This window comes from Parendozoicomonas verongulae (assembly GCF_009711465.1).
Taxonomy (GTDB): domain Bacteria; phylum Pseudomonadota; class Gammaproteobacteria; order Pseudomonadales; family Endozoicomonadaceae; genus Sansalvadorimonas; species Sansalvadorimonas verongulae.
In genome coordinates this window covers 459-1,267 of record NZ_SMME01000537.1, presented here as the reverse complement: position 1 = coordinate 1,267, position 809 = coordinate 459, and the positions used below count along the sequence as shown (strand labels likewise).

Sequence of the window (809 nt, the reverse complement as noted above, 5' to 3'; positions counted from 1 at the left end):
ACTTTGACGGGTGCAACAAGTCTTTCACCATATCCGGTAATTTGAGCAGGCACAAACGCCTCCATACCGGGGGCAGAGCTTTTGTCTGTAACCAATATGGGTGCAGCCGGTCTTTCGTCCAATTCAGTCATCTCACCAAACACAAGCGCATCCTGCACTATAGGAAAGATATGTGCCCCGCTCTGTCCCTTTCACAACCAGACTCGGATAGTGCACGGACTGTATGGTGTAACACGTCAGGATATGCTCAACCCATCCACCAATAGTTGACCAGCGCCGTAAATACCAACATCGCAAGAGGCCGCCAGCTATGTTGTTATCTTCTTTTTTCTTTTTGTGGGGAAGGGTGGAATGGTCTTCAGACTGAATTTTGTTGCCACCAGTCTTTGCATAGCGATCGGCCTGTCTGCATCTGCCAGCTATGCATCAGAAGACAAGAGTCGATCCCTTCACATTATTCCGGTACAGCGATTAGATGTCATATCGACAGGCAGCATTGCCATATACTCTGCGGGCCGCACACATATCCATCCCCATAAAACAACATCCTGTGTCATAGACAGGGCAACCGACCACCACCACGTGCATTGTCGGGTGAAACAACAAAAAACCGGATTAACTCTTACCGCCTCAACGCCAGCACAGAATCTGATCGTTGAAACGGGTGCCACAACATGGATCCGAGGTAGGGCAAACATGTGTCATGTGTCTTCAGGTGAGCATGATAGAGAGCTTCAGGTTCGAACTGGCGATGATAGACCTGCGGATTTCTATGCTATGGACACGCTAAGAGTTTACACAAGAGACAA

1 protein-coding gene is annotated in these 809 nt (G+C 48.8%); it reads left to right on the top strand.

The genetic code is table 11. From position 1 onward, the window contains the following. Nucleotides 1-351: 351 nt before the first annotated feature. Nucleotides 352-809 (top strand): hypothetical protein (locus E1189_RS24705; protein WP_230459951.1); only part of this gene is annotated, 458 nt, incomplete at its 3' end.